This window comes from Vibrio sp. 1167, assembly GCF_033340375.1.
GTDB classification, from domain to species: domain Bacteria; phylum Pseudomonadota; class Gammaproteobacteria; order Enterobacterales; family Vibrionaceae; genus Vibrio; species Vibrio alginolyticus.
This window is the reverse complement of record NZ_JAWOWK010000070.1, coordinates 1-780: the sequence shown is the minus strand read 5'-3', so window position 1 is coordinate 780 and position 780 is coordinate 1. Positions and strand designations below refer to the sequence as shown.

The 780-nt window shown below is 46.3% G+C and carries 1 protein-coding gene; it reads right to left on the bottom strand.

The annotated features are described in order from the left end of the window. A partial coding sequence (locus R7Z78_RS24430; protein WP_411977589.1) for a S49 family peptidase occupies positions 1-780 on the bottom strand: 780 nt, incomplete at both ends.

Genomic DNA, 780 nt, shown 5'->3' with positions numbered 1-780 from the left:
TACCAAATTCTTTGGCGAATAGGGTACGAATATCTTGGCGTGTCGCCAATTCATCAACTAACCCCATTTTGACTGCCAATTGCGCCAAATCACCATCCACAGATTTCATCTCGGTAAGCAGTTCTTCCATCGTCGGGTTTAGCACTTTGGCGTTGATGTTGCGGTTAGTCGTCACGTCATCGACAAACGCGCTCCACAACTGAGTGACCCAGCGAGTGGCAGACTCTTTTGCCGCATCCGACATGTCGTCACGAATAAACGGCTCGATAGCCGATTTGTAAGTACCGACTCGGAAAACGTGAGTGGAAACGTCTAACTTCTCTAGCAGAGTTTTGTAGTACATAGAGTAAGCGCTGTAGCCCTTAATCAATACGCCACCATCAGGTGCCATGTACACTTTATCGGCGTAGCTTGCTAAGTAATATTGGCTTTGATTGTAAAAGTCACCCACCGCGTAAACTGGCTTACCTGATGCCTTAAACTCGTTTAACGCTTTAGCAATGTAACGAAGTTTCGTTAAGTTCGTTTCTGGGAGATCGCGCAGTGCTAATACCAAGCCAGAGACTTTGGCATCGTCTTTTGCGTAGCGAATGGTGTCCACGATATCGAACAAAACGTTCTCTTTTGGCATCTCGTTACCTAAAAGAGAACCTGCGACTGAGTCCATTGGATTGACATAACGACGCTGTTCCACGATGGGACCAGAAAGGTTCATAACCAAAGCTGATTCTTTCTCGATAACAGGTCGTCCTTCGCCAGTGTAGGTAAACGCAAAGTAAA